Annotated in this window: 23 protein-coding genes and 1 tRNA gene; 13 read left to right on the top strand and 11 right to left on the bottom strand. The window is 40.2% G+C overall.

Annotated features, from left to right (window positions below; translation table 11 throughout):
• Positions 1-8: 8 nt before the first annotated feature.
• Positions 9-980, bottom strand: a complete 972-nt coding sequence (locus tag ABJD64_RS02515) for a spondin domain-containing protein (RefSeq protein ID WP_348177075.1) — start codon at positions 978-980, stop codon at positions 9-11.
• A gap of 218 nt (positions 981-1,198) precedes the next feature.
• Here ABJD64_RS02515 and pheS point away from each other — a divergent pair, with 218 nt between their 5' ends.
• From pheS to ABJD64_RS02500, 3 genes are all read left to right on the top strand, one after another.
• Positions 1,199-2,224 (top strand): phenylalanine--tRNA ligase subunit alpha, encoded by a 1,026-nt coding sequence (pheS, locus tag ABJD64_RS02510; RefSeq protein WP_348177073.1) that lies wholly within the window; start codon positions 1,199-1,201, stop codon positions 2,222-2,224.
• A 49-nt stretch (positions 2,225-2,273) separates the two neighbouring features.
• Complete coding sequence (asnB, locus tag ABJD64_RS02505) at positions 2,274-4,145, top strand: asparagine synthase (glutamine-hydrolyzing) (RefSeq protein WP_348177072.1); 1,872 nt, start codon at positions 2,274-2,276, stop codon at positions 4,143-4,145.
• A gap of 112 nt (positions 4,146-4,257) precedes the next feature.
• Positions 4,258-5,121, top strand: coding sequence for a universal stress protein (locus ABJD64_RS02500; RefSeq protein WP_348177070.1), 864 nt, complete (start codon positions 4,258-4,260; stop codon positions 5,119-5,121).
• Here the strand turns inward: ABJD64_RS02500 and ABJD64_RS02495 are convergent.
• On the bottom strand, positions 5,118-5,666 hold the full coding sequence (locus tag ABJD64_RS02495) for a hypothetical protein (RefSeq protein ID WP_348177068.1): 549 nt from the start codon (positions 5,664-5,666) through the stop codon (positions 5,118-5,120). The genes ABJD64_RS02500 and ABJD64_RS02495 overlap by 4 nt on opposite strands.
• A gap of 154 nt (positions 5,667-5,820) precedes the next feature.
• On the opposite strand from ABJD64_RS02495, the gene prfA reads away from it, so the two are divergent.
• Both prfA and ABJD64_RS02485 read left to right on the top strand, forming a co-directional pair.
• Positions 5,821-6,891: a peptide chain release factor 1 gene (prfA, locus tag ABJD64_RS02490; RefSeq protein WP_348177066.1), complete on the top strand. Its 1,071-nt coding sequence runs from the start codon at positions 5,821-5,823 to the stop codon at positions 6,889-6,891.
• 2 nt (positions 6,892-6,893) lie between these two features.
• The gene (locus ABJD64_RS02485) at positions 6,894-8,297 is read left to right on the top strand and encodes a hypothetical protein (protein ID WP_348196014.1); all 1,404 of its coding nucleotides are present in this window, start codon (positions 6,894-6,896) and stop codon (positions 8,295-8,297) included.
• Here the strand turns inward: ABJD64_RS02485 and ABJD64_RS02480 are convergent.
• Positions 8,294-8,899, bottom strand: a complete 606-nt coding sequence (locus ABJD64_RS02480; RefSeq protein WP_348177063.1) for a peroxidase-related enzyme — start codon at positions 8,897-8,899, stop codon at positions 8,294-8,296. The two genes, ABJD64_RS02485 and ABJD64_RS02480, sit on opposite strands and share 4 nt — an antisense overlap.
• A gap of 49 nt (positions 8,900-8,948) precedes the next feature.
• Here ABJD64_RS02480 and ABJD64_RS02475 point away from each other — a divergent pair, with 49 nt between their 5' ends.
• Together ABJD64_RS02475 and ABJD64_RS02470 are read left to right on the top strand one after the other, a co-directional pair.
• A complete protein-coding gene (locus ABJD64_RS02475; protein ID WP_348177061.1) occupies positions 8,949-9,920 on the top strand; it encodes a helix-hairpin-helix domain-containing protein in 972 nt (323 codons plus the stop codon).
• Positions 9,921-10,066: 146 nt separating this feature from the next.
• Positions 10,067-14,092, top strand: a complete 4,026-nt coding sequence (locus tag ABJD64_RS02470; RefSeq protein ID WP_348177059.1) for an AAA domain-containing protein — start codon at positions 10,067-10,069, stop codon at positions 14,090-14,092.
• 2 nt (positions 14,093-14,094) lie between these two features.
• Here the strand turns inward: ABJD64_RS02470 and ABJD64_RS02465 are convergent, their stop codons facing one another.
• The 4 genes from ABJD64_RS02465 to recQ all read right to left on the bottom strand — a co-directional run bounded on the left by ABJD64_RS02465 (position 14,095) and on the right by recQ (position 19,393).
• Positions 14,095-14,580: a gliding motility lipoprotein GldH gene (locus ABJD64_RS02465; protein WP_348177057.1), complete on the bottom strand. Its 486-nt coding sequence runs from the start codon at positions 14,578-14,580 to the stop codon at positions 14,095-14,097.
• Between the two features lie 4 nt (positions 14,581-14,584).
• Positions 14,585-15,754, bottom strand: coding sequence for a regulatory iron-sulfur-containing complex subunit RicT (gene ricT, locus ABJD64_RS02460; protein WP_348177055.1), 1,170 nt, complete (start codon positions 15,752-15,754; stop codon positions 14,585-14,587).
• A 91-nt stretch (positions 15,755-15,845) separates the two neighbouring features.
• Positions 15,846-17,123 carry a phosphoribosylamine--glycine ligase gene (gene purD / locus ABJD64_RS02455; protein ID WP_348177053.1) on the bottom strand — a complete coding sequence of 426 codons (1,278 nt, stop codon included), beginning with the start codon at positions 17,121-17,123 and terminating at the stop codon, positions 15,846-15,848.
• An 80-nt stretch (positions 17,124-17,203) separates the two neighbouring features.
• On the bottom strand, positions 17,204-19,393 hold the full coding sequence (recQ, locus tag ABJD64_RS02450; RefSeq protein WP_348177051.1) for a DNA helicase RecQ: 2,190 nt from the start codon (positions 19,391-19,393) through the stop codon (positions 17,204-17,206).
• A 235-nt stretch (positions 19,394-19,628) separates the two neighbouring features.
• Here recQ and ABJD64_RS02445 point away from each other — a divergent pair, with 235 nt between their 5' ends.
• Positions 19,629-20,702 carry a mannose-1-phosphate guanylyltransferase gene (locus ABJD64_RS02445; RefSeq protein ID WP_348177049.1) on the top strand — a complete coding sequence of 358 codons (1,074 nt, stop codon included), beginning with the start codon at positions 19,629-19,631 and terminating at the stop codon, positions 20,700-20,702.
• A gap of 1 nt (position 20,703) precedes the next feature.
• On the opposite strand, the gene rlmB is transcribed toward ABJD64_RS02445, so the two are convergent.
• Both rlmB and ABJD64_RS02435 read right to left on the bottom strand, forming a co-directional pair.
• The gene (gene rlmB / locus ABJD64_RS02440) at positions 20,704-21,483 is read right to left on the bottom strand and encodes a 23S rRNA (guanosine(2251)-2'-O)-methyltransferase RlmB (protein ID WP_348177047.1); all 780 of its coding nucleotides are present in this window, start codon (positions 21,481-21,483) and stop codon (positions 20,704-20,706) included.
• Positions 21,462-22,646, bottom strand: coding sequence for a GWxTD domain-containing protein (locus tag ABJD64_RS02435; protein WP_348177045.1), 1,185 nt, complete (start codon positions 22,644-22,646; stop codon positions 21,462-21,464). The genes rlmB and ABJD64_RS02435 overlap by 22 nt, the downstream gene beginning before the upstream one ends.
• Positions 22,647-22,723: 77 nt before the next feature.
• Between ABJD64_RS02435 and ABJD64_RS02430 the strand changes: the two genes are divergently transcribed.
• The 4 genes from ABJD64_RS02430 to ABJD64_RS02415 all read left to right on the top strand — a co-directional run bounded on the left by ABJD64_RS02430 (position 22,724) and on the right by ABJD64_RS02415 (position 25,450).
• Entirely contained in the window at positions 22,724-23,497 is a 774-nt protein-coding gene (locus ABJD64_RS02430) for a class I SAM-dependent methyltransferase (protein ID WP_348177043.1), read from the top strand.
• Positions 23,498-23,539: 42 nt separating this feature from the next.
• Positions 23,540-23,782 (top strand): hypothetical protein, encoded by a 243-nt coding sequence (locus ABJD64_RS02425; protein WP_348177041.1) that lies wholly within the window; start codon positions 23,540-23,542, stop codon positions 23,780-23,782.
• An 89-nt stretch (positions 23,783-23,871) separates the two neighbouring features.
• Positions 23,872-23,946 (top strand) — tRNA-Val (locus tag ABJD64_RS02420).
• Positions 23,947-24,166: 220 nt separating this feature from the next.
• Positions 24,167-25,450, top strand: a complete 1,284-nt coding sequence (locus ABJD64_RS02415) for a hypothetical protein (RefSeq protein WP_348195235.1) — start codon at positions 24,167-24,169, stop codon at positions 25,448-25,450.
• A 206-nt stretch (positions 25,451-25,656) separates the two neighbouring features.
• On the opposite strand, the gene ABJD64_RS02410 is transcribed toward ABJD64_RS02415, so the two are convergent.
• Positions 25,657-25,836 (bottom strand): hypothetical protein, encoded by a 180-nt coding sequence (locus tag ABJD64_RS02410; protein ID WP_348177037.1) that lies wholly within the window; start codon positions 25,834-25,836, stop codon positions 25,657-25,659.
• Between the two features lies 1 nt (position 25,837).
• Positions 25,838-26,017: a hypothetical protein gene (locus ABJD64_RS02405; protein WP_348177035.1), complete on the bottom strand. Its 180-nt coding sequence runs from the start codon at positions 26,015-26,017 to the stop codon at positions 25,838-25,840.
• Positions 26,018-26,152: 135 nt separating this feature from the next.
• On the opposite strand from ABJD64_RS02405, the gene ABJD64_RS02400 reads away from it, so the two are divergent.
• Positions 26,153-26,368, top strand: a complete 216-nt coding sequence (locus ABJD64_RS02400; protein WP_348177033.1) for a helix-turn-helix domain-containing protein — start codon at positions 26,153-26,155, stop codon at positions 26,366-26,368.
• Positions 26,369-26,590: the final 222 nt, after the last annotated feature.

Raw genomic sequence — 26,590 nt, 5'->3', positions numbered from 1 at the left:
ATTATCGATTATTCTATTCTTGTAAATGTCATTGATCCCAATGGAACAACTACTCCGTTCGAGCCAAGTGGTGAATTAGTGATTAAGAATATGTTTTCTAAAGGATCAGTGGGTTGATTCGCAGAAGTAAAGGTAGTTCCACTGTCAGTTCCTGAATCATAACTACCTGCCGACTCGGTAAGTTCCTGCACCCATTTGCCATCTACATGAAGGCTTAAATCGTGAACGGAAATAAACCAATCAGGGCTCGGTGCTATCATGGATACTACACTCACCACTGGATGCGAGAAGTTAATATCAAATTCAGTGGACACTGAACCAGGCGAAAGACTTACTCCTCCACCACTAATAAGAAATTGTGAGTTTCCATCGGTTATCATCTGCTCAATTTCTGTTGTTAGGCTGTTTTTTGAACCGGTTTCCGCCATGTTCTTTATTCCAACCGTCGCCTGAGTACCCACTTCGAAGAGAGATGTTGCACTTACGTGCGTCATCCCTATCAAACCAGAAAAGTGAGGATTAGATGGAAAATCGGTAGGGTGAGTTGCGGAACTCCAGGTAGCATTAAATGTAACTCTATATTTGGCAGGAGTTGTCTCTTCAAGGGTAGTAAAAGACCAACTTGACATGGTTTGTACATTATTAGATTCGTCTCTAATGACACTGGACAATTCAACTACATATTCTTTTTTAAACTCTAAATCTGTGTTCGGTTTAAAAATCAATTTGAATAGTTCTGAATCATAACTTATCACACCACTTACCTGAGAACCATTGTTTGATAAGGCTATCGCATTTTCTAATGTGTTTTGATCAAGTGCCCTATTAAATGTTACCTCAATAACTGCGTCCAAAGAAACATCGATCGCATCTTGCTCTGGGAAAACCTGAACGACAGTAAGCTCACCATTATCAGAATCATCGCAGGAAAAGATCGAAGCAAATAGTAGGAGCACAGTTAATAATTTGATCTCTTTCATAATGTTAATTTTAAAAAATAGAACGACTTAAAGCTAATGCATAAGTATCGCAATTTGATTACGTAAATATCACGAAAGAATAACAAATCAGGTCTTACACCTTGGCCACGATGCATTGGTGGGTATGTTTATATCTAGTGGGATAAACTAAAAGTAGTTGACTTTAAGTTAGACATATGCTTAAACCATATTAACTTCGCAAATTCAAATTGAAACGTATGTTCGAAAAGGTAGAAGAATACAAAGCCATGATACAAGCTGCTGAGGCTAAAGCAGCTGATGAATTGGAACAGTTCAGAATGAAATTCATTAGCAAGAAAAGTGTCGTAACCGAACTTTTTAATGATTTCAAAAATGTTCCTAACGAACAGAAAAAGGCATTTGGACAAGCATTGAATGAACTCAAAACACTCGCTCAGGATAAATTCAAAGACTTGGCCGATGCGCTGAGTAATAGCACAAGCGAGGCTTCAAACCAAGGCATAGATCTTACATTGCCCAACGTGCCTAATGAAAATGGAAGCGTTCACCCATTGACGATCACACGTAACAAAATCATAGAGATCTTCGAGAGAATGGGCTTTAATGTTGCCAGTGGGCCAGAAATAGAAGAAGACTTCTACAACTTCACTGCATTAAATTTTCCTGAAAATCATCCGGCTAGAGAAATGCAGGATACATTCTTCATTGAAAAGAATCCGGATAAGGTATTAAGGACTCATACGTCTAATGTGCAAATTCGAATGATGGAAGGTAGTACTCCTCCGTTTCGTTCAATTATGCCTGGTCGTGTGTATAGAAACGAAGCCATATCGGCAAGAGCCCATTGCTTCTTTCATCAGGTCGAGGGGCTTTATGTAGACAAAAACGTAGGATTCAAAGATCTCAAACAGACAGTGTATCATTTTGTAAAAGAGATGTTTGGTGAAAATACCAAAGTAAGATTCAGGCCTTCCTATTTCCCTTTTACAGAGCCAAGTGCTGAAATAGACATCAGCTGTTTCATCTGTCAGGGCAAAGGTTGCAATGTATGTAAATACACCAAATGGGTGGAAATAGCCGGTTCAGGTATGGTTGACCCCAATGTACTAGCTAATTGCGGTATCAACCCTGAAGAGTACACCGGATTTGCTTTTGGTATGGGAATCGAAAGAATTGCTATGCTCAAATATCAAATTAACGACCTGAGGCTCTTCTCTGAAAATGACGTTAGGTTTCTAAGACAGTTCCAGGGAACCTTCTAACTGACATACTTTATTGCTAGTTTTCCAGTTGTAAACTCTTAGCATTCCTATGTGTGGCATCACCGGTATCTTAGCATATAACGAAGTCGGCAGATTCAATTTGACCAATCTCGAAAAAGCCACTTTGGCTCTGGGACATCGTGGACCAGACAATCATGGAACTTACTTCGACCATTATGTCGGACTGGGACATCGCAGACTTTCAATCATTGACACGAGTCCTAATGGCAATCAGCCCTTCGAAATTCTTGATGGTAGATATGTAATCGCCTTCAATGGGGAAATATTCAACTATCAGATTCTAAAAAAAGAGCTGGTCTCAAAAGGTATTCAATTCAAGTCTGATTCTGATACCGAAGTCCTAATCCATTTATTCGCTCAGGAAGGGAAAAAATGCCTTGAGAAACTCAATGGATTTTTTGCATTTGCCATTTATGATTCTGTCGATAAGTCCCTATTCATAGCACGAGACCGATTGGGAATCAAGCCATTACTATATTACATAGACGAGTTCAAATTTCTATTTGGCTCAGAAATGAGTTCCATACTTGCCTACGGTATCGAACAAGATATTAATCAGGAGGCACTTAATTATTACCTCCAACTTAACTATACACCTGCTCCACTTACAATGATTAAGGGAGTGCAAAAACTGGAACCCGGTCACTATCTGGAAATTAAAAATGGGGCAGTAAGCAAGTTTCAATACTACGATATTCCAAAGGTTCAAACTACAGAGGGACTGACTTACGCCTCTGCAAAAGAAAAGCTTCATAATCTTTTGGAACAGTCCGTTGGGCGTCGGATGATAGCCGATGTTCCATTGGGATGCTTTCTCAGTGGCGGTATTGACTCTAGTGTAATCACTGCACTAGCTTCAACACAAACCAAATCGCTAAGTACCTTTTCCATTGGGTTTGAAGGCAACAAGTTTTTCGACGAAACCAGCTACGCTGAGTTGGTAGCCTCAAAGTTTAAGACCAATCACACTACATTCAAATTAACAAATGAGGAAATTACCGCCCATTTAGAAACCATCGTCGATCATATTGACGAGCCCTTTGCAGACTCTTCGGCCATTCCAGTCTATTTACTAAGCAAAAAAACAAGAGAGCATGTAACCGTAGCCTTATCTGGAGATGGTGCTGATGAAATTTTTTCGGGCTACAACAAGCATGCCGCTTGGTGGAAAATAGAAAACGACAAAAATTTCAAAGCTCTTATGGCGTTCGCAGGTCCGCTAGCTCGAATACTTCCAAAATCAAGATCCAGCTTCTTTGGCAATGGCGTAAGACAAATAGTGAAATTCACCGATGCGATGAAAATGTCTCGTAAGGAAAGGTATTGGTTCTTAGCATCTTTTGCCAATCAAAAACAGGTACATCGTTTGATGAAGGATACTCAATCAGATTATTCTCAAAGAGATCAATGGATGGAATCAATGGCCAACTATTCCAGGTTAAACGACCTCTTATGGTTAGACTCAAAATTCGTTCTCCCAAATGACATGCTCAAAAAAGTAGATTTGATGTCTATGGCCAACAGCCTCGAGGTACGTGTTCCATTTCTTGATCATGAATTAGTCAACTTCGTATTCAGCCTCTCTGAGGAAATGAAAATCACTCAATCCATGCGAAAAAGAATTCTGCAAGACACATTTCGAGACGTACTTCCCAAAGAGCTATACAACAGGCCTAAAAAAGGATTTGAAATGCCATTATTAAATTGGCTCAAAACCTCGCTCAAAAGTGAGCTGGATCAACACCTTTTTGACAAAGATAAAATTGAAGGACAGGGATTATTTAAATGGGATGAAGTTGAGTCACTCAAGAAACAGCTCTTCTCAGGAAATCCCGAAGATAGTCACGCCAGAGTTTGGGCTCTATATGTTTTCCAAAAATGGCACTCAAAATACCTCTAGCATTCATGCAAATGTGTTGAGAACATATTAAAAAAATCAATTGGCGAACGGTGCTAATTATTAAAGAATTAGATTAATTTTATTCCATTCGACTTTATGTAAATCAACTAGCATGCAAAACTTAAACAAATTTCTGGTCTGTTTAGACTCTTCTTCACTCGACGAACACATCATTCGATACAGTTCTATGATCGCTGAGCTTGCTGGTTGTGAAAAGGTGTATTTCGTACATATCGCACAAAAGAACCTCAGCCTAAAGATTAAAAAGTACTTCCAGGAAAAAATAAAAGATCATTTCACTGCGAACTGCGAAACGGAAATGCAAATCCATCAGGGAAAAAATGCAGTTCAGATATTGAAATGGTCAGAATTCAAAATAGTCGATTTGGTCATTCTTGGTATAAAACCTAAAACAGAATCGACTGGAAAGCACGCCGCAAGATTGATCAATGAAGCTCAGTGCTCAGTACTTCTCGTGCCAGCTACAGCAAAGCTAAAACTGTCGAAAGTAATTATTCCATTAGACTTTTCTGCGAGCGCAGTTACAGCACTCGACGCTGCGTTGAACATCAAAGAAAAGGCAGATGTGGAGGTATTGCTACACCATGTTTATTTTGTCCCAACGGGCTATACGCATACCGGCAAAACGTATGAAGAAATGGCCGAAATTATGGATAAGAATAAAAGGCGGGAATATGAACAGTTCAAAAGGAACCATTCTATAGATGAGTCCAAATATGAAGTAATATTCGAATTAGATGATGATCAAAACCCCTCAGACAACATTTATGAAATGGCAAAAGACCGTCAGGCCGATTTAATTATAGTTGCGTCGAGGGGAAGAACAAAATTAGCCTCAATGCTCAAAGGAAGCACAGCGGTCAATTTGATCAGTTATGACAGAGATATTGCTTGTCTAGTCGTAAAAAACAAGTCCGAAAACATGGGCTTTTTCGAGGCTCTGTTGAAAATTTAAGGCTGTACAATAGTCGCTTTGATAGAATAACTGGACAATCTCATACCCACTAATTTTCTGCTACCCGAAATTTGATATTGAGATAATCTTTCCTTTTCGAATATCAACTCAATCTTCTTATCAGATTCATAAAGTAAGTTTTTGTCTTTAAATCTTACTTTCAAAGCCGAACGAACATCATCGTCCTGGATAAAACTAACAGAAACGGGTCCTTTTTTCTCTTTAATTTTCCGTTCATAAAGCCAGCCCTTTTCAATTTTGGTTTTGTTGTAATTGGTGGATCTTATCAATCTGGCAAAAGAAGATTCCGTAATCGACTTCAAGTCCTTTATTAAAATCAATGTATCAAAAGATAGAATCACGACCTCTTGCTCACCATCAAGTGTTACCTCTTTCTTTATTTGATAATGCTCTTGTGGAGCTATTGATGATTTAAGCAATTGATCCATGATCACAGTATCAGTATCAACAGAAATATTTATTTCATCTGGCGCAAGACAAGAAAAAGAAATGGCAAACAAGAGTAAGAGTAAGCACTTATTCATATGGCTAATTTCGCAACGTAAGACTGATTAAAAAAGGGTTTACGGTTTTTCCAGAGTATAGATTTCATTTATCAAAAGAATAGGAGTTGGGAATCCAATAATTGACTAATTAGCAGCAGAGTATTTATTAGATTTGCTTTCAAATTTGTTGAAAATGGTAGAGAAACTAGAAGAGATCAAGCACAGATTCGAAGAGGTCGGGCAACTTATCGTTCAACCTGATGCTATGTCAGACATGGCACATTATTCGAAGCTAAGCAAGGAGTACAAAGATCTTGAGAAGATTGTCAATAAATATGAAGAATATAAAAACGTTCTGGAGAATTTAGCCAGCTCTAAAGAAATTCTGGAAACAGAAAAAGACCCTGAATTTCGAGAAATGGCCAAATTGGAATTAGATGAATTGGAGCCTAAGAAGGCCCAAATGGAAGAGGAAATCAAACAGATGCTAATTCCAAAAGATCCAAACGATGATAAAAATAGTATCCTTGAAATAAGAGCCGGAACAGGAGGTGACGAAGCCGCCATATTTGCAGGGGATCTTTTTAGAATGTATCAGCGTTATTGTGAAAAACAGGGCTGGAAACTTGGCGTGATGGACCTTACTGAAGGAAGTTCAGGTGGATATAAAGAAATCGTGAGCATGGTCTCAGGTGAAGATGTCTATGGCAAACTAAAATTTGAATCAGGTGTACACCGCGTGCAACGAGTACCAGCTACCGAAACACAGGGTCGTGTACACACTTCAGCTGCCACGGTAGCCGTACTGCCAGAAATGGAAGAAGTGGATGTGCAAATTGATATGAACGACGTGCGGAAGGATACTTTCTGTTCTAGTGGGCCGGGTGGCCAATCTGTAAATACTACTTATTCGGCTATAAGATTAACGCACATCCCAACCGGTCTTGTTGTATCATGTCAGGATGAGAAAAGTCAGTTAAAGAACTTGGACAAAGCGCTCAAAGTATTGAGAGGTCGTATTTATGATATTGAATTGAAGAAACACAATGATGAAGTGGGCGCTCAACGAAAATCAATGGTGGGCAGCGGAGATCGATCTGACAAAATCAGAACGTATAACTATCCGCAGGGGCGTGTTACAGATCATAGAATCGGTTATTCTCAACACAATCTACCAACTGTAATGGACGGGGAAATTGGCGAGTTTATAGAGCAGCTTCGTATAGCAGAGAACGCTGAGAAGTTGAAAGACGGAGAAGTATAACATTGAAAGTAATCAAGCATTTCATACTGCCATCAATCCTAATTCTCTGCGTCATGCTGGGTTGTGAGCCTATGACCGAAGAGTTATCAACTGACACTAGTATCCAGCTATCATATTCTACAGATACCGTGACCTTCGATACACTTTTTAGCAGTGTAGGGAGTATTACCAAAAGATTCAAAGTCTACAATCGGAATAGCAAGGCAATCAACGTGAGTCGTATGTACTTAGGAAATGATGACCAATCTCCATATACCATGGTGGTGAATGGTAAAGAAGGTAAAGGATTTGAGAATGAAGTAATCTTCGGCAAAGACAGTTTACTGGTTTTAGTAGAAGTCTTGATTGACACCAATGATCAAAGTCTCCCCTTTCTGGTCAAGGACTCAATCACCGTAGAATACAACGGTCGATCAGAAAACATCAAACTAGTTTCGTGGGGACAGGATGCCATCTTCATTAATAACCGGGAAATAGAATGCAATGTTACATGGACGAAAGACAGACCTTATGTTATTTATGATTCTGCATGGGTGAGCCAAGGCTGTCAGTTGACAGTTGAGGCCGGAACAAAAATTTTCATTGACAATGATGCCTTTTTTACGATAGCCGGCACACTGCTTATCGAGGGAACTGCCGAAGAAAAGGTAGAAATAAGAAACACCAGATTAGATCAAAAATACAGTGTTGCTCCCGGTCAGTGGGGTAGCCTTTTCTTTTTTCCAGGAAGCACTGGCAATAGCATTGACCATGCGATAATCAAAAATGGAACCAATGGAATGATTCTCGCTATTAATCTGAGCAACGGAGAAGGTGCGCAAGTACAAATTAGTAATACCTCAATTCAGCACATGTCAGAATCAGGTATTGCCGCTTATGCTGGAGAAATCTCCGCCCAAAACTTGGAAATATTCCATTGTCAAAATCAATTGTTAGCGGGTTTCGCGGGGGGAAACTATTCGTTTGAGCACTGCACCTTTTCAAATGAACCCAATGATTTCACGCGTGAGGGCGCTTCCGTTGGATTTACAAATTTTCTTGAATTCAGCGATGGTTCACTATATGCCAATGACATTACCCTTAGACTCAGTAATTCTATTATTTGGGGACGAGAGGACGAGGAATTGGCTCTTGATTTCTCGGCGAGTACGATGGAAGATGTCAAAATCGAAAGGAATATTATCCGCTCTTCAGCAAGTAGTTGGGTAGATATAGGTAATTATATTAGTCAGGACAATAACTATCCAGGGTTCTACTCACCTAATACATTCAACTATCAAATTGACTCTCTTTCTAGCGCCAGAGATAGTGCATTAATCTCGACCATTACTCATGATCTGCTTGGAACCGTTCGCGATGCCGCACCAGATATAGGTGCCTACGAAAGAAAGGACTCCATTCCTTAAGAATGAGACCAGTTGCTATCATTAGACTGATCATTTGGAGACAGGCCTAAAATATCTCCATCTGTACTCACACCTAGCCCCAAGACCGTACGATTGGCATAGCAAAAGTAGCTCACCACTTGATTGACTTCTAAAATCTCACCATCATCAAACCCCTCCTCCCTCATTTTGTGCAAATCAGACTCTTTTAGTTCAGCAGGGTTGAGTGCAAGTTTTCTTGCATAATCAAATATGGTACATTCCTTCCTCTCGAATGCATCACACGGCTGATCGCTATTTAATGACTCCAATATCTTATGTGCCCTCTCATCGTCTTTCAGCAAACGCTTCATTCCTTCAAAATGATGATCAACACAGTACGTACATTGATTTAAGGAACTCACGTAAACGCCAATAGCTTCCAATAAATGAACAGGCAATGAATTTGTTTGATTATGGAGGACATACTTATATAGTGCCATATGCCCTTCCAGGCTGAAAGGTCTCAGGCCATGCACTTTCAAAATATTATCTATATAATCTCCCTCCCCTTTTATCCGATCATAAATTTTTCTCAACCTCCCGGTGGAATCCTTATAATCAATTTGTTTAATCCAAGCCATTTTTCCCTTTTTGAATTCAATATAATCTTTATGTCACAAAAAATATAATATGCAATTTCACGGCAGTCTAGAGTTGAAATATCACTCCTCATGTCATTTGTATGCTGTGATAGTCAAACTTAAACGTAAGATCAGGGTATTCTTTGGGTTTTCTTCTGCTGAAACTAACGGACTTATTCTTCTGATACCCATAGTCCTTCTAATCCTTTCTGTTCCAAGCATTCTACGTAAAATTCTGGAAGGTCAAGATGAACAAAACAATTTGGAGGATGCAAGAATACTCCAAGCCTGGCTTGAGGAGTCCAGGTCCAAAATAAAAGCTAAAAAAGAACCCATCATTAGCCTCACTTCTTTCAACCCAAACAAGATCACATTTGATCAATGGATTGCCCTAGGGTTTGATAAAAAAATAGCTCACAGGATAATCAACTATAGAGAGAAAGGGGGTACGTTTAGAAAAAAGAAGGATCTTCTGAAAATATATGGCATAAACAAAGAATTGGTCATGGCCAATTATGATTATATCATTCTACCTGAGGCAAGGCGCTCATCAACCCTTAAAACATTGCCTTCGAAAGGTATTACTAAAGAAAGAGCCACTAAAAAGAAAATCATTAAAATTGATTTGAACCTAGCAGACACAGCACAACTCAGGCAGATTAAAGGGATAGGACCTGTACTTTCATCCAGAATAATTAAATACCGTAAGGCACTAGGGGGATTTACACATATGAGCCAGCTCAAAGAAGTTTATGGAATCAAAAATGATATCCATCAAAAGATCAAAACCCATTTTAATATTCAAGCGACAGACATACTAAAAGTTAACATCAATCAAGATTCAATCAAATTACTAGCCAGACATCCGTACATCTCTTACCCAATTAGTCGTGCCATCGTAAAATATAGAAAGCAACATGGAGACTACCGATTTATTGAAGAGTTAAAAAAAATTCATATCATTTCTGACTCCATTTATCAAATAATGGCCCCTTATATTGAAGCTTCTGGTGCAGAATGAGCTCTCTCTCTAGGGAAAATCGATATCCTTTTCTATTTTACCCACCAAGTGGGGTTTAATATCCCAACGCCTAGTCGAATGAATACAATTTTAGCCAACTCATACCCGTGGGCTAACCCGGGAACAGTTGATGAACAGAATTTCTAATGAGAGAAATACTTCAGTCCTACTTGCGAAGGCTTACTAATCTGTCCGGAAATAGCCGATCTATTTTCCTCCCTAAGCTGCCAGCTGGCCAGTTTATAGACATTCATGAATTCGATTTTGCGCGCAATGAACCCTCCTTTCGTATACTAGAGGATGTACTAGCCAGAAAGGCCAAAATACCACTCTGTGAGATTCAAAACAGCCGAGACGAAGATGCCAACCGATTATCCCAAAAACTCAAACAACTCAAACGCGAAGATCATCTGATTTTCGAAGAGCGCGGTGCCAAAGACTTATATGTGGGTTGGCCGTTTATAAAAGGAAAGTTTTCGGATAGCACGCTATCCAGGTGCCCACTCATGTTCTTTCCTGTAGCCCTGGAGCACGACAAAAAAGAATGGTATCTGGTCAGTCGAAAGGATGTAAACGTGACGATGAATAAGTCCTTTCTTCTCGCTTATGCCTATTTCAATGGTTTGCCGGCTAATGAAAACCTCCTTGAAAGGGTATTTGATGACTTCGACAAAGAAAGTAAGGGGTTTCGCACAGATCTATACGAATTACTAAAGGAAGAAAAACTTGAGGTAAACTTTAATCAGGATAATTTCACCGATCAGCTCACTTCCTTCAAGCCTTATAAAAAAGCGGATTTAGAATCCTCAGAAAAAGATGGAGTACTCAAGCTGTTTCCTGAAGCTGTGGTAGGCATTTTCCCTCAGGCTGGTTCTTATTTGGTACCAGACTACCTTACGCTTATTGATCACCCAAAATTATCATCGCTTGAGAATTTTTTTGCAGAACGAAATCTCGATGAAGAACTAAGCAAGGACACTTCCTACTATCGTTTTTTGAAGAAAGTAAAAGAAGACCAAACTTTTACTCCTTTTAAGATGGATGCCTATCAGGAGAATGTAATCAAGGCTATTAAAAAGGGTAACTCTGCCGTAGTACAGGGTCCACCTGGCACAGGCAAATCACAGTTGATTTGTAATCTGGTTGCTGACTACATTGCTCGTGGAAAAAATGTACTGGTTGTAAGTCAGAAAAGAGCCGCACTGGATGTTGTATTCGAAAGGCTCAAGGAGAAAGAGCTCAACGATTTCATTGGGCTGCTGCACGATTTCAAAAACGACCGAAAATCAATTTACGAACAGCTGGAAGGACAAATTGACCGAATTGAGGATTATCAATCAGTCAACAATTCTCTTGACGCCATTCAGCTAGAACGAAATTTTCTAAAAACAAGCCGAAGGATTGATCAACTAGATGAGGAGCTTTCGGAGTTCAAAACCAGCTTATTTGATGAAACCGAATGTGGCCTTTCCATTAAGGAGTTGTACTTAACTTCTAATCCGCATGACCCCGCCATAGGTCTCAATTTGGAATATCGAACTTTCAAATTTGGTCAGATAGATGTGTTCAAAAGAAGGTTGAGCAGTTTTGCTAAATATGGAGAATCATTTCTCAACGAACATCATCCATGGCATAGCAGAAAGTCCTTTGCAAACTATGAGGTGTCCGACCTGCTTTTGATCTCAAAACATCTTGAGGAAATCGAGCCATATATCAGTGTACTTGAAACGGTCACAGAAAAAGCAATCGGAAAAAAAGTATCTTTCGAGGATACCGTTGAAATTGTCAAAAAATACGATGAGATAAAGCACCTTATTTCTGTACTTAAAGATCCTCATGTATACAACGCCCTCGCCCTGGTTTTGAGGAATGTTCAGCGCTCTGTGTCCAAGGACCGGTTAGTAGAAGTAGAACGACTGGTCATGCAAAGTTATGACGGAGAGGGATCAGAACTTACACTCAAGTCAGAGGAATTGGGGCGTTTTCAGGAGGCACTAGATCGTAGTCTGGACGCAAGAAAAAGTATTTTCAAATGGCTCCGTTGGAAATTGTTCTCTAAAGATAAAATATTCATTACACGGGTACTGGTCAGTAATGGACTGAAAAGTGATAAAGCAGGTTTCGAAACTTTGGTTCAAAAAGTTGACAACAGACTCAACCTGGAACATAATCTAAGCTTGTTAAAAAATGAGCCAGCCTTAAGTCCATTTCCCGAATCGTACCGTAAAGTTGAAATCAAAAATTGGTTTTTCTATCAGAAACAGGCTGCTGAATCCCAACAAACACTTGATGGTATTCGGCACATGAATGAATACATCTCACCGCTTTCGCTTAATCAATCCGAGTACACCAACCAGCTCTCGAATTTGCTCAAAGCTCTCGAGCCTATTGGAAGAAAACTGATTGAGTGGGAAACTTACTTCTCTATTCCTCAGCTCAGATTGATTTTTGCAGGCCAGTTGGATATAGAACACTTACTTATTTCTCTAAAACAGGATTTCGATTCACTCTGTGAGTTTGACAAATTGCAAACCCAACTTTCAGAAGATGAATTAAATATTATCAAAAAACTTCAAGAAGAAGAACCCAGAGTACATGATGTTAGCTGGTGGCAGTTGTTTGACAACAGTCTCAGACTTGCCTGGATTGAGCACATAGAATTAAAGTATCCTATTCTTCGCTCCGTTTCTTCTCAAAAATTTGAAGATCTTCAAACGGAACTCCAGGAGTGTGTGAAAGATAAGTTGCGCATGAGTGTAGAAATCCTTCTGCTCAAATCACGTGAAAAGGTTTATAAAAATGTAGAGTATAATCGCCTCAATAATCGAGTAACTTATCGCGACGTTTACCATCAGGTGACAAAAAAACGTCGTATCTGGCCCGTTCGAAAACTTATTGCTAATTATCCCAGAGAAGTCTTTGACCTGATACCTTGCTGGTTAGCTTCTCCAGAATCAGCTTCTGCCATCTTTCCTATGGAGAAAGTTTTTGACCTCGTGATTTTTGACGAAGCTTCTCAATGCTTCGTGGAAAAAGGCATACCAGCAATATTTCGAGGCAAACAAGTGGTAATAGCAGGAGACGATAAACAGCTACGTCCCAATGACCTCTATAGGGTTCGATGGGAAGAAGAGAACAACGAAGATATTGTTGAATTAGATTTTGATTCTCTGCTCAATTTGGGTAATCAGTATCTTATGCAGGTTCAACTCAATGGACATTATAGAAGCAAGAATCTGGATCTTATCCGCTTCTCTAATGAGCATTTCTACGGTCAGCGTCTGAAAATGCTTCCTGATTTCAATGATCTCAATGCGAAACAAACCGCCATTGATTATGTGAAGGTTGAAGGCTTTTGGCAGAAAAATACTAATCATGAAGAGGCGGAAAAAGTCGCTAACATTATTCAGACTCTTCTGAAGAAAGATCCCAAAGTAGAAATTGGAGTTGTTACCTTCAATGCTGCCCAGCAAATGTATATTCTTGATTTTCTTGAGGAATTCTCACTTGAGAACAATTTCATTATACCAGACACTTTGATTGTTAAAAACATTGAGAATATACAAGGAGATGAAAAAGATGTAATCATTTTTTCTACCGTTTATGCACCAGACCTGAATGGCAAAATGAATATGAATTTTGGCAGTCTAAATGCCGAAGGTGGCGAAAATAGGCTTAACGTTGCTATCACACGAGCACGCCAAAAGATCTATTTGGTTACTAGTATTGTGCCACAGCAATTGCATGTGGAGGAAAGCAAGAATGAAGGACCCAAGCTACTTAAAAAGTATCTTGAATATGCAAGAGCCATATCCAACCAGGAACTACCTCCTGCTGAAAAATCAACAGACAACCATTCATCCAATTGGTTTTTAAAGACTCGAATAGAAAGTCTTGGGTTCGAGCATTTTAATTCTTTAGAAATGGACCATTCTTTGCCATTTGTAGATTTGGCACTAAAGTACAAAGATCAATACCTGGCAGCCCTCATCACTGATGATGATCTATATCACCAAGATATATCAATTAAGGCTTCCCATGTATACAAGCTCTTTACATTGAAACAAAAAAATTGGACGTTCAACATCATCTCTAGCAGACAATATTGGATTGATCCGGAGCATGTAAAAGAACGAATCAATCGAATGATTTCTCGATCGATTAAAGACTAACGCTAGTCATCTTCTGGTTTTTCAATTTTTACTCCAAATGACAGTATACCTGGCAGCTGCTCCATCCGCATAAACTGCTTCACTTTAAATGAATACTGCCCGGTAGACGAAAATTTTTGATCCTTAAAAATGGGCACAGTTCTATCAAACAAGTCACCCAATCCCTCTCCAATGGGCTCTCCCGTTTTCTTATCAAAAAGAATCAGTTCCTGCAGCTCTGAAGATAATATTTCGCCTGTAGAATCTTCCAAATAGTATTTCAAGAACAGGTTGTAATAAGGATAATTCACTGCATACCTCACATTATACTGAATTTGATAAATAGACGCAGTATCCTCAATATCAAATTCAAATGCAACTAAAGAGTCCAGATGCCATAGTCCTTCTTGAATATCCGATTGCTCGTCAATAACGATATTGCTGTTGCAGGATGCCATCGTCAAAGCTAGACTGGCCATAACCAAAATGTAGGAGGTAGTTTTTAGCATATGTTTAATCTGTTTTTTTATTGTTAAACTTCTTGTTGCCGCCTCGTCCTTTGTGACGACGATTCTTATTTTTTGTTTTGCTTTTTCCCTTTCGGAATTTTTTATCCATGCGCTCCAAATCACTATTCAATGCATGCGACTCTCTATCTTCTCCACCTACCTTATCTTCGAGCAAAGTTTCAGGCTTTTTCCCTTCTTGATTCATCTTCTGAACCTCCTTTACACGCTCAGTATCAAGGGCTATCCACGCGTTGTCATTCTTGTACCCAAACCACATGATCTTTCGAAATATATCTGTCTTCTGCAATCGCGCCTCTCCCTTATCCGTCAGCAACCCTGTCTCTACTTTAGGAATATCTTTAAGTGCATCCATGTAGGTTTCGAGTTCGTAATTCAGACAGCACTTAAGGCGACCACATTGCCCTGATAGTTTGCTTGGATTAAGTGATAAGTTTTGATAACGAGCAGCTGAAGTCGATACATTTTTAAATTCAGAAAGCCAGGTGGAACAGCATAATTCACGACCGCACGAGCCAATACCTCCTAGTCGTCCTGCTTCTTGCCTGAGGCTGATTTGTCTCATCTCCACGCGTATTTTGAACTCCCCTGCAAGTCTTTTAATTAGTTCGCGAAAGTCAACACGTTCGTCTGCCGAATAGTAAAATGTTGCTTTGGAATTATCGGCCTGATATTCGACATCTGTTAATTTCATTTCGAGCTTAAGCTCGTTGATAATCTCCCTAGACCTGTACATGGTTGGGTTTTCTCTTTTCTGAACAGATTCAAACTTTTCCAAATCCTTTTGAGAAGCGACTCTATAGATACTACGGATTTCGTCGTCGTTATTAACCTTTTTCTTTTGCATCTGAAGGCGGACTAGTTCTCCCTGTAAGGATACGTATCCCACATGATGACCATTCGGTACATTTACAACTACCGGATCTCCAGGATAAATTTCCAGATCATTTGAATTTCGGAAAAAGTCCTTCCTACCATTCTTGAATCGCACTTCAAAAATATCAAACTGATATTTGCCAGGAGCCTCCATATTTGAAAGCCAGTCAAACGTATTCAATTTGTTACAGCCACCGGTGCTGCAACCACCATTACTTTTACATCCTTTAATACTTCCATCCGCAGCAGTCAATGTACTGCAAGTACTGCATCCCGACATCTATCCTCGCTTTTATTAGCCTTAAATATAGTGAAGATTTGTCATCCTCATTCCTATGAAACGACGGTATCTTTTTCGAACAAGAAGATTGCTAAAGTGACAACAAATCCTGTCCAATATCTTTTCTAAAATTCATACCTTCCCAGTGAATTAATTTGAGATTTTCGTAAGATTGGTCTAAAGCCGATTGAATATCGGACCCTAGTCCTGTAGATGCAATTACCCGACCCCCATTAGTAACTGTTTGGTCATTAGATGCACTGGTTCCTGCATGAAAAACTATACCTTCAAAATTGTGATCCAATCCTGACATTAATCTGCCTTTTTCATAAGAACCAGGATATCCTTCAGCTACAGCCACTACTGTGGTTGCTGTTTCAGTTTTTATTTCAAGTTGTTCTTTTCCAAGCTCTCCTTTAGCGGCAGCAGTCAAATGGGAAAGTAAATCCGACTCAATTCTCGGCAACACTACTTCCGTCTCGGGGTCACCCATCCTAACATTGTATTCTATTACGAAGGGTTCTCCGTTTACATTCATCAAGCCGATGAAAAGAAATCCTATGTAATGAATCTCCTCTGCCTTCAATCCTTCTACCGTAGGTTTTATGACTTTGTCCTCTACCTTTTTCATAAAAGCGGCATCAGCAAAAGATACAGGCGATACAGCACCCATTCCGCCGGTATTTGGCCCCGTGTCTCCTTCTCCAATTCTTTTGTAATCCTTCGCTTCGGGAAGTGTCATGTAAGACTCACCATCTGTAAGTACAAATACCGAAAGTTCAATGCCATGCAGGTATTCTTCTATCAAAACCTTTTGGCTGGCAGCCCCAAACTGACCATCCAGCATTTTCTTAAGAGAGTCTTCGGCTTCCTGAATATCTGAAGTAATAATAACGCCCTTCCCCGCAGCTAATCCGTCAGCTTTGAGCACGTAAGGAGCTTCCAATTTTTTTAGGAATTGTAATCCTTCGGAAAGATTGTCTGCGGTGACTGCAAGTGATCCTGCGGTTGGTATTTTATTGCGGACCATAAAATCCTTGGAAAAATCCTTACTACCCTCTAATTGTGCTCCTACCTCATCGGGGCCAACCAACAAAACATTATTTAGTTGGTTGTGCGCATTGAAGTAATTGCGGATTCCCTTGACCAATGGTTCTTCTGGGCCCACAATGACCAGATCAATTCCTTTATTTAAGACTGCCTCGCCAAGTTCCTCGAAATCATTGACTCCAATTTCAAGATTGTTAGCAATCGCTGCCGTCCCGGCATTTCCTGGTGCCACATAAAGATCATTGCAATTAGGGCTTTGTTTTATTTTCCAGGCCAGGGCATGCTCACGTCCTCCGGCTCCTACTACTAGTACGTTCATGAATTGATTCGATTTTACGAGACAGCAAAATTAATCCAATTCATGAATCGGTGATTAAATTGAAGGAATTTAATAGGAGCCTAATTGGCGTATTCGGACATGAATTTAATTCTCATTAAACGAACTTCGTCTTCTGAATATCCATCTTGTTCCAATTCGTCCATTGCGGTTTCAAGATCATCAGTTTCAGCCGTCATAAAATAATCGAGAAGATCATCCTGGCGGTCGTCATCAATAAACTGGTCGATGTAGTAATCAAGATTGAGTTTAGTTCCGGAGAAACAAATGTTTTCTATCTCTGTCAGCACTTCATCAAACGAAATATTCTTCAACTCTGCGACTTCTTCAAGATCTACTTTTCGATCAATTTGCTGAATTAGGAATATTTTAATTTTAGACTTATTAACTGCTGATTTGATAACAACGTCGGAAGCTGTTTCTAAATCATTCTCTTTGACATAATTGGCGATCGTATCTAGAAAAGGCTTCCCAAATTTCATCACCTTACCCATTCCTACACCATTCACCTGCGCAAGGTCTTCTTTAGTCGTAGGGTATGAGGTTGACATCTCTTCCAAAGACGGGTCCTGGAAGATCACATATGGGGGGAGGTTCTTCTGCTTGGCCACTTTCTTTCTTACGGCTTTGAGCATGTCAAATAGGTCTTCGTCGTAGGCCTTGCCTGTGGCGTCAACTCCATTGTCGTGATCAAGGTTCTCCACGGTATAATCATGATCTCTTGACAATTCAACAGAGAATGGCTTCTTTAAAAAATCGTGCCCTTTGGCAGTAACCTTTAATATGCCAATATTTTCAATGTCTTTAGCCAGAAATTCATTAAGCAAAGTCTGTCTCACTACCGACCTCCAAAATACTTCTGTTTCATCTTTTCCTATACCGTATATATCTAGCTTGCTGTGATTGTAACTCTTTACATACTGGCTCTCAATGCCTCTTATTACATTTACCAAATGTTTAATCCCGAAGCGTTCTTCTGTTTTTATGGCGGCATTTATTACGTGCTCAATAAATCCCATTCCTTCAAATATCTCCTTGGGATGTGCACAATTATCACAGAGGCCTTGCTCTGAGCAGTCAGGGTCCATATACTCTTCACCAAAGTAGTGTAGCAGTTGTTTCCTTCTACAAACAGAAGATTCTGCGTAGGAAGACACCTCCTCCAGAAGCAACTTGGCTGTTTCTCTTTCGGTTACCGGTTTGTCCTTATTAAATTTCTCTAGTTTGATGATATCATCCAGGGTATAAAAAAGAATACACTTACCTTCCAAGCCATCCCTACCGGCGCGACCAGTCTCCTGATAGTAGCCTTCCAATGATTTAGGGGCATCATAATGAACCACAAATCTTACGTCAGGCTTGTCAATCCCCATACCAAAAGCAATGGTAGCTACAATTACATCTATATCTTCATTAAGAAAGCCATCCTGATGTTTCATACGCAGCGCGCCATCAAGCCCTGCATGATAGGGTGCAGCGTTCACATCATTCACTCTAAGTAATTCTGCAATCTCCTCCACTTTCTTTCTGCTTAAGCAGTAGATAATACCAGAAGTTCCTTTTTGCTCTTTTACAAAACGGATCAATTGCTTTTTTACATCAACCTTAGGTCGAATTTCATAGTACAAGTTTTTCCTATTGAATGAGGATTTGAAGACATCTGCTTCTTCCATCTGCAGATTCTTCTGAATATCTAATTGTACTTTTGGAGTAGCTGTAGCAGTGAGGGCAATGATGGGTATATCACCAAACTGACCAACGATTGATTTTATTTTTCGGTACTCAGGACGAAAATCATGCCCCCATTCGGATATACAATGCGCTTCATCGATGGCGGCAAATGAAATATTGGCTTGTCCAAGAAATTCAATATTCTCTTCCTTGGTTAAAGATTCAGGTGCGACATAAAGAAGTTTCACTGCACCGGACAGCGTATCTTCTTTTACCCGTCTCATTTCTGTTTTATTGAGGGTGGAATTCATAAACCTGGCATTCACCCCAAAAGCGTTGAGCTGATCTACCTGATTTTTCATCAAAGCAATCAATGGAGATATGACGATGGCTGTGCCTTCACTGATAATAGCAGGCAATTGATAACATAGTGACTTGCCTGCACCCGTGGGCATCAATACAAATGTATTTCTACCTGAAAGTAGGTTGTTGATTATCTCTTCTTGGTTACCTCGGAAATTACTAAAGCCAAATATTTCTTTCAGTTTTCCCCTCAGTTCATCCACCTGGCATGCAATCATCTTCTTCTCAATTTATATACCGGATACATAATTTAACAAAAAACGAGCTAACCTGAGTTAGCTATGCAAAATTTCGTTTCCGGTCGCTGGTTAATTATTACTTAAATTACTAAAATACCGTGATATAATCAACGTAATCGGCATGATCCTACCACAATCTCTTTACTAATTCTTTAGTCAATTAGTTACACTTACCATTATTCTCCTTCATATTTGTCTTCCAAAATCAAAAGGGATGAATTCAAACATATTTGTAGTAATAATGGCCGGTGGTGTTGGAAGCAGATTTTGGCCCTATAGCCGAAACGCTAAGCCAAAGCAATTCATTGATGTTTTAGGCAACGGCAAGTCTTTGCTGCAAATGACATACCAACGATTCTTACCAACCACTAACAAAGATAACATATTAGTAGTAACAAATGACATCTATGTAGACCTGGTCAAAGAACAACTTCCTGACTTGAATGAGGAACACATTCTTGGTGAGCCTGCAAGAAGAAATACCGCCCCATGTATTGCCTATGCTGCTTATAAGATTAAGAAGAAAAACCCGAATGCCATAATGGTGGTCACACCAGCTGATCATGCCATTTTTCAGGAAGAAAACTTCACTAACGTTATTAAGACTGCCATACATGCGGCTGACGGATCATGTAAACTTCTCACCGTTGGAATTACACCCAATCGACCTGAAACAGGTTATGGATACATCCAATATCTGGAAAATGATTCGGAAGTAAAAAAGGTGAAGACATTTACAGAGAAACCTGAGCTCTCGCTCGCGAAGAAATTTCTGGAAAGCGGGGATTTTGTATGGAATGCCGGAATCTTTGTCTGGTCAATATCAGCTATTATCGAATCGTTTGAAAAATCCCTGCCAGACATTGCCGAAGCATTTGAAGCTGGAGACTCGCAGTATTACGAGAGCAGCGAAAAGGATTACGTTGATAAAATTTATCCTCAGTGTGAGAATATCTCTATTGACTATGGCATTCTTGAAAAATCAAAAGAGGTTCATGTCGTTCAAGGCACGTTTGATTGGTCAGATTTGGGTTCATGGAATTCTCTTCATGAAATCAGAGAAAAGGATGGCAACGACAACGTCGTAGACGGTGAGGTTATACTTGGGGATTGCACAAACAACATTATCAAGTCTGAAACCAAAAGATTGCTTGTACTTGACAATTTAGATGGCTACCTGGTCGGAGACTTTGATGACGTGCTCATCATTTGTAAAAAAGATCAGGATACCAAATTTAGAGACTACGTGGCTCAGGTCAAAAGTAAGAAAGGGGATAAGTATCTCTAAACTAGCTGCGCTGTCTTACACTTTCAAATAAGATCACCCCTGCTGCAACGGATACATTGAGGGAGTCGATCTGCCCTACAATTGGAATCTTCAGTTTATCATCTGCAGCGTTAAGTAGTTCGTCTGATATGCCATCTTCTTCGGATCCCATGATAATAGCTGTGGGTATTGCCAGATCAGCTTCAAATACCATTTTGTCAGTCTTTTCGGTACAGGCTACAATCTGAAACCCACTGTCTTTAAGGTACTTGACGGCATGAGTAAGACTATCTTCCTTGCAAATAGAAAGATGACTTAATGCCCCTGCAGAAGTTTTAACAGCATCAGAATTAATCATTGCACCTCCTTTCGAAGGTATGATGACTCCATTTACACCTGCACACTCTGCTGAACGGCAAATAGCACCAAAGTTCCTGACATCTGTCACACGGTCCAAAATGAGTACCAATGGAGCCAAGCCATTTTCGTAGCTGTTGGCTACAATGTTGTGAAGCGTTACAAAATCTATCGGAGACACAAAGGCGACAACGCCCTGATGGTTCTTTCTTGTCAGTCTATTTAGTTTCTCTACGGGCACTCTTGAAACCGTCACCATAGCGCCTCTTAGCATTTCAACCAGCTCTTGAGTCAGGTCATTTTTGAGGTCTTTCTGGAGAAAAATTCTTTCTATGGTTTTTCCAGATTTGATAGTTTCGATCACTGCTCGCGTACCGAAAATCATGTTTTCAGCATTTCTATCTTCGCTTTGAGGTGTTTTTTTTACAAATCTCCGGTTCTCCATTTTTGTACTGCCTTAAACCACGCCTTGTTAAGTGACTTCTCACGAATGAGGGAATAGTGGTGTTGAACAAATAAGTTGCGTGTTTTGGCAAAAGTAAACTTTAAATCTCCGTCGAAGGTCTTGTACTTCCATATTTCTACCTCCTCCTTTTTGGTTACCTCCTCAGGCGGACCAAAAACAATGTAGATCATGCCTCGATCAGTTTTCCAACCATTCTTATAATCTGAAAACAGCGCATTGGCAAACTTCACCGAACGGAAATATTTTTTTATGGTTTCTGAGGCCCGTTTTTTATCATTTATATGATTGAGCCAAAAATTATTGAAGGCTAGTTTCTTGTCCTCAGATTCGTTCAGCTCTTTAAACTCATCTCCGGTACAGATATACTTAAGAGTTTCTATCAACTCTTCAACTTTTTTGGTACGGGGATAGTGTTCTTTGTGACTGAGAATAGATACCCCTTTATCGGATGCAGTATCTTTTTGTACAAAATAGAGATAATCAGATTCATTGAGCATCATGCCACGCTGAAAAGAAATCATTCTTTTGATTTCAAGAAGCTCCCCACCTTGGGCACCATCCACTACCATTGGCGGTATGGCAGCAGGAAAATCTTCCTTGTACAAATACGCATAAAATTGCTCGTTCTCGCTATCGTCATCTATATCTTCAAACCAAACCGAATCCAGTTTCTTATGCCCATTGTAGAACATGGCTTCTGCATCTGAGCCATAGATGATATTGGAAAGAGGAAAAGCGAGAGATTCATTGATTGGGATTCCATACAAATAAGGCTTACCTAGAAAAGAAAACCTGACCACCAGATAGTTGCTTTCATTGCTGGCGTAAAAATCCAATTCGATTACATTCTTAATAAAACCAGAATCTACTTTGACTGAAATCGGTTTAATCAAATCTTCGCGAATCGAATTAATTTTACGCTGCTCAGACAGCTCAAATCCAACTAGACTATCCGATGGTAGCACCTTCACCAAATGAAAGGTAAGAATCAACTTGTACAACGAATCTTGCTTGGCTATCTGATAATTGATTTTGACCGGATCATGATTATATAGATAATTGAAATTTTCTTTCGTAAGGTCATGAGCCAGCAGATTTGAGCTAATCACCAGTAGAAAAAAGAAGATTAATGTCCTAGTCATATTTTTGGAAATGCACATAAAACTAATATAAATCAATTTGGACACTAACGTATAAATTTGACTTATTTTTGCCGTCTATGGCAACATACACTACAGAAATAGCTTCGGACAAAATCATTTCCGACAACCCGATCCACCAAAGATTGCTGCAAGCTTATTATGAAGCAATACCGTATATGAAAGGAAAAGTGCTTGAACCCGGCTGTGGAGAAGGACGCGGCATTGCGGTGCTATCACCTCAGGCGGAAGAATATGTGGCACTGGATAAGATTGATGAGGTCATTGATAAACTAAAGCCGGAGTTTCCTTCTGTCGACTTCAGAACAGCCGTTTTCCCCCCTTTCGATGGCATCGAGGACGACTACTTCGATACGGTCATTACCTTTCAGGTGATTGAACACATCAGGAATGACAAGCTTTTTCTAGAGGAGATTCATCGCGTATTGAAACCCGGAGGCCGGGCGGTCATTACCACACCCAATATTAAAATGTCGCTTTCCAGAAACCCATGGCACGAAAGAGAATACACCAATAAGGAGCTGAAAGATTTGGCAGGCAGTATTTTCTCCGAGGTAGAAATGAAAGGCATCGCCGGCAATGACAAGGTCATGGAATATCATGAGCAAAACCGAGCGTCGGTAGCAAGGATCACCAGGTTCGACATATTCAACCTACAATACAAACTTCCAAACGCTCTCCTCAGAATCCCGTATGATCTTTTGAACCGATTGAACAGAAACAACCTGCAGAAACAGGACGAAGGCCTGGTAACTGAAATTGACAGAACTGATTATTTCCTTCGAGATCAGCATGAAGACAATCTTGATCTCTTCTGCGTCGTTACAAAATAGCAGGGCTAGAATGAAACCTGTTTGAAACCCTAAAGAATCAATATGGCATGGGGCAATAAACCGTGGCAAGGCGGTACCAGAAAAAAATTTCAGCATGAATCTCCCCGAAATCAGGAGAGAGGATATGAACATATTGCCTTTGACTTCACCAGCCAGTACCGTAGTAAAAGAGAGGCTAGCAATACTTTCAAAGGATTTCTGTCCATGATCGTTTTTACCGGCGTGTTGGCCGTAGCCATGTGGGGATTGATCTTATTTATCCACTGGGTAGGAGTTACTTTTTAGGTAAAAACAGATTTTTCAAATTATTTTTTCCAGGCAAGCAAAAGACATTGTGAAAGGCCGGTTTTTGTATAGATTTGCCTCAAGAAGATGGGTCGTTAGCTCAGCTGGTTTAGAGCACCGCCTTGACAGGGCGGGGGTCGTTGGTTCGAATCCAATACGACCCACATTTGGAAGACAGTTCGCAAGAGCTGTCTTTTTTTGTTTCTTTATAGGTAACCGGTTTCAAATTTCACAAATAATCTGGTTTAGAGCACCACCTTGACAGGACGGTGGTCGTTGCGGTTCGGCGTCCCGATTCGAATCCAATACGACCCACATCATAAGACAGTCCGATAGGTCTGTCTTTTTTTATACACATTTTTGGATGGGAACTAACGGTTCGAATTGCGGAGCAATCACGAGGGGTTTGCGCGCATGGATGTGCGTATGAGGAAAATAAGCGAAGCGATTCGTGAGGGAATAAGCGCATGTCTGGTGCGTATGAACAATCCAATACGACCCACATCTAAAGGAGAATATCATAAGATGTTCTCCTTTTTTATGATCTCCGAAAGGTCAGAAAGAAAAATCGAATCCGACAGGAGGAATTTGCAAGCACACTGGCATTTGCAAAACATGAGCCTAACTCAAATCAACCAAAGAATCTGTGGAATCCGAGAGGAGCCGCGAATCTCGCAGATCTACATTGGTGCACGCGTATTTCCTACTGATACAAACGCATTTAGGAGTGACACAAACACATTTATTCATGACGCAGATGCATTTCCAAGCGACACAAATGCATTTTTCTGTGACACAGATACATTTCTGAGTGACACAAACGCATTTCTTTATGATACAAATGCATTTTCCTCTGACACAAACCCATTTTTCCGTGATACAGATGGATTTTACAATGAAGCAAACACACTAATCAGTGACGCAAAGGCATTTTCCCATATCACCAAGGTCGGGCATCATGACAACAACATTTTTACCCATTGGCATTTATCAATCAATTTTCTAACCATAAAAATCAATACGATGAGTAAATCAATCGAGCAGTTGCTGTCCGACAGCAACACTGCCATTCACAATGCAATCGACAACACAGAGGTCAATCAGGCCATAGGCTTGTTTGGCTACACCGCCGAAAAACTACAGGCCGGCAAGGCCCTGCTGGACCAGACCCAAACCCTATACACCAGGCAGGTACAAGAGTATGGGGACAAGTCCGAGGCTTCACAGCATATGACTGAAGCCCGCGACCAACTGAATGCATCATACATGCCACACTTAAAGATTGCCCGGATCGCCTTCAAAAATGACATGGGAGCTTTTCAGGCGCTAGAGTTGCAGGGTACTAGAAAACGCACGAATGCCTCCGCCCTGGCACAAGCCAAGGTCTTTTATACCAACCTGCTGGCCAAAGAGAGTTACAAAACTGCCATGGCTGCTTTTGGGATCGACGAGGCTAAGATGACCGAGGCTTTGGGTATGATCGAAAAGGCAGAGGAGGCGCTGGCGGTCTTCAAGAAAGAGAGCGGAGAGGCGCAGGAAGCCACCGATCAGCGGGATAAGGCTACCGGGGAACTGGAAGAATGGATCAGTGATTTCAAGGCCATTGCCAAAATTGCCTTGGAAGACCAGCCCCAGATGATGGAAGTCCTGGGGATTGTGAGCCGCTAGTGTAGCGGCTGTCTGATTTTTGGAAGAGCAGCGGCCTCAGGGTATACTTGTTTTCACCTTGAGCGTCGCTGCTTTATTTATCAATCCAATAGCCAAAGGCGAATAATACTTAACAGATTGTGCCGTTAGTGCGGCATATAATGGGATATGCAAAGAAGGGATATGGAGCTTTCGAAAGGGTAGGTACAAATTGCCCCCCTTTCCACTTACTCCCCTCCATATTTCATCGCAAACCCATGCAGCTCTTTGATCAATTGCTTATTGACTCCTGCAATCCGTTTATTCTGCTTCTTCAGGATACGAACCAACTCTTCGGTGGCCTTCAATTTTTCCTGCTGCAACGCAACTATCTGCTTGAGTTCGGGTTTAGTGAGTTTTCGATCCATTTTAGTTGCTGTTTGACGACCCAAATTCTCCCTCCTTGTCTTCCAATTTTCGATTGATTGCTGATAACCAATCATTTTGCTGCCTCATGGTTTCTACCAGCTCGTAAATCGCAGCTGCATTCTTTAGTTGACCAGATATGGTCTGGTTTAGGTCGACTTGGGGTGTTTTTTCAAGATTCAAAATTTAGTTTTTCTATATTATTGACATATAAACTTGCAATAATATAGATATCTCAACATTCGTACAAGAAAAAATCAAGATTTTCTAAATTGATTGAACAACATTCTAAATTTATGCTCTGTATTCTTGATAAACATGACAGATTTAGGGCTATACCTAGCAAAAAAATCAATTAGCAAAGCGGCTGTTTCTACCAGAACTGGCATTAGTAGGGCGCGCTTAAGTGAACTTACATTAAACCCAAGTACTCATCTTCGAGCCAAAGAGCTTTTTCTAATCGCTCTGGCTATTGATGTTGATCCTTGTGAGGTATTGAAGGAGATTCATAAGGATGTTAGCTTAAACGATTAGCAATACTGCAGAATGTTGATGTCAGGCGTTATTGTATACACAATAGTGCTCAACCGAGACGGGTCCGCCCCACCCACCCCACTATATCACCGCTCACTTTTTTGATTTGCAAGAATTCAGCTGATTGATTTACCTTTCCCAAAAGATTACAATCAATTCGTATACACATGAAACCGACAATGTCAGTAGTTGACTCCTTAACCAGTCAGTATTATGCATTTG

It is taken from the genome of Reichenbachiella sp. (genome assembly GCF_039944555.1).
In the GTDB taxonomy this organism is placed as follows: domain Bacteria; phylum Bacteroidota; class Bacteroidia; order Cytophagales; family Cyclobacteriaceae; genus Reichenbachiella.
This window is presented reverse-complemented; position numbering and strand designations above follow the sequence as displayed.

Excerpts from the sequence above, each read along its gene's own strand:
- ABJD64_RS02435 (WP_348177045.1), bottom strand. The coding sequence starts at position 22,646 with ATGACTAGGACATTAATCTTCTTTTTTCTACTGGTGATTAGCTCAAAT.
- ABJD64_RS02445 (WP_348177049.1), top strand. The coding sequence starts at position 19,629 with ATGAATTCAAACATATTTGTAGTAATAATGGCCGGTGGTGTTGGAAGC.
- ABJD64_RS02465 (WP_348177057.1), bottom strand. The coding sequence starts at position 14,580 with ATGCTAAAAACTACCTCCTACATTTTGGTTATGGCCAGTCTAGCTTTG.
- ABJD64_RS02470 (WP_348177059.1), top strand. The coding sequence starts at position 10,067 with ATGAGAGAAATACTTCAGTCCTACTTGCGAAGGCTTACTAATCTGTCC.
- prfA (WP_348177066.1), top strand. The coding sequence starts at position 5,821 with ATGGTAGAGAAACTAGAAGAGATCAAGCACAGATTCGAAGAGGTCGGG.
- ABJD64_RS02480 (WP_348177063.1), bottom strand. The coding sequence starts at position 8,899 with ATGGCTTGGATTAAACAAATTGATTATAAGGATTCCACCGGGAGGTTG.
- purD (WP_348177053.1), bottom strand. The coding sequence starts at position 17,123 with ATGAACGTACTAGTAGTAGGAGCCGGAGGACGTGAGCATGCCCTGGCC.
- ABJD64_RS02410 (WP_348177037.1), bottom strand. The coding sequence starts at position 25,836 with ATGGATCGAAAACTCACTAAACCCGAACTCAAGCAGATAGTTGCGTTG.
- ABJD64_RS02400 (WP_348177033.1), top strand. The coding sequence starts at position 26,153 with ATGACAGATTTAGGGCTATACCTAGCAAAAAAATCAATTAGCAAAGCG.
- pheS (WP_348177073.1), top strand. The coding sequence starts at position 1,199 with ATGTTCGAAAAGGTAGAAGAATACAAAGCCATGATACAAGCTGCTGAG.
- ricT (WP_348177055.1), bottom strand. The coding sequence starts at position 15,754 with ATGTCGGGATGCAGTACTTGCAGTACATTGACTGCTGCGGATGGAAGT.
- ABJD64_RS02500 (WP_348177070.1), top strand. The coding sequence starts at position 4,258 with ATGCAAAACTTAAACAAATTTCTGGTCTGTTTAGACTCTTCTTCACTC.
- ABJD64_RS02430 (WP_348177043.1), top strand. The coding sequence starts at position 22,724 with ATGGCAACATACACTACAGAAATAGCTTCGGACAAAATCATTTCCGAC.
- asnB (WP_348177072.1), top strand. The coding sequence starts at position 2,274 with ATGTGTGGCATCACCGGTATCTTAGCATATAACGAAGTCGGCAGATTC.
- ABJD64_RS02475 (WP_348177061.1), top strand. The coding sequence starts at position 8,949 with ATGCAATTTCACGGCAGTCTAGAGTTGAAATATCACTCCTCATGTCAT.
- recQ (WP_348177051.1), bottom strand. The coding sequence starts at position 19,393 with ATGATTGCATGCCAGGTGGATGAACTGAGGGGAAAACTGAAAGAAATA.
- rlmB (WP_348177047.1), bottom strand. The coding sequence starts at position 21,483 with ATGGAGAACCGGAGATTTGTAAAAAAAACACCTCAAAGCGAAGATAGA.
- ABJD64_RS02515 (WP_348177075.1), bottom strand. The coding sequence starts at position 980 with ATGAAAGAGATCAAATTATTAACTGTGCTCCTACTATTTGCTTCGATC.
- ABJD64_RS02495 (WP_348177068.1), bottom strand. The coding sequence starts at position 5,666 with ATGAATAAGTGCTTACTCTTACTCTTGTTTGCCATTTCTTTTTCTTGT.
- ABJD64_RS02425 (WP_348177041.1), top strand. The coding sequence starts at position 23,540 with ATGGCATGGGGCAATAAACCGTGGCAAGGCGGTACCAGAAAAAAATTT.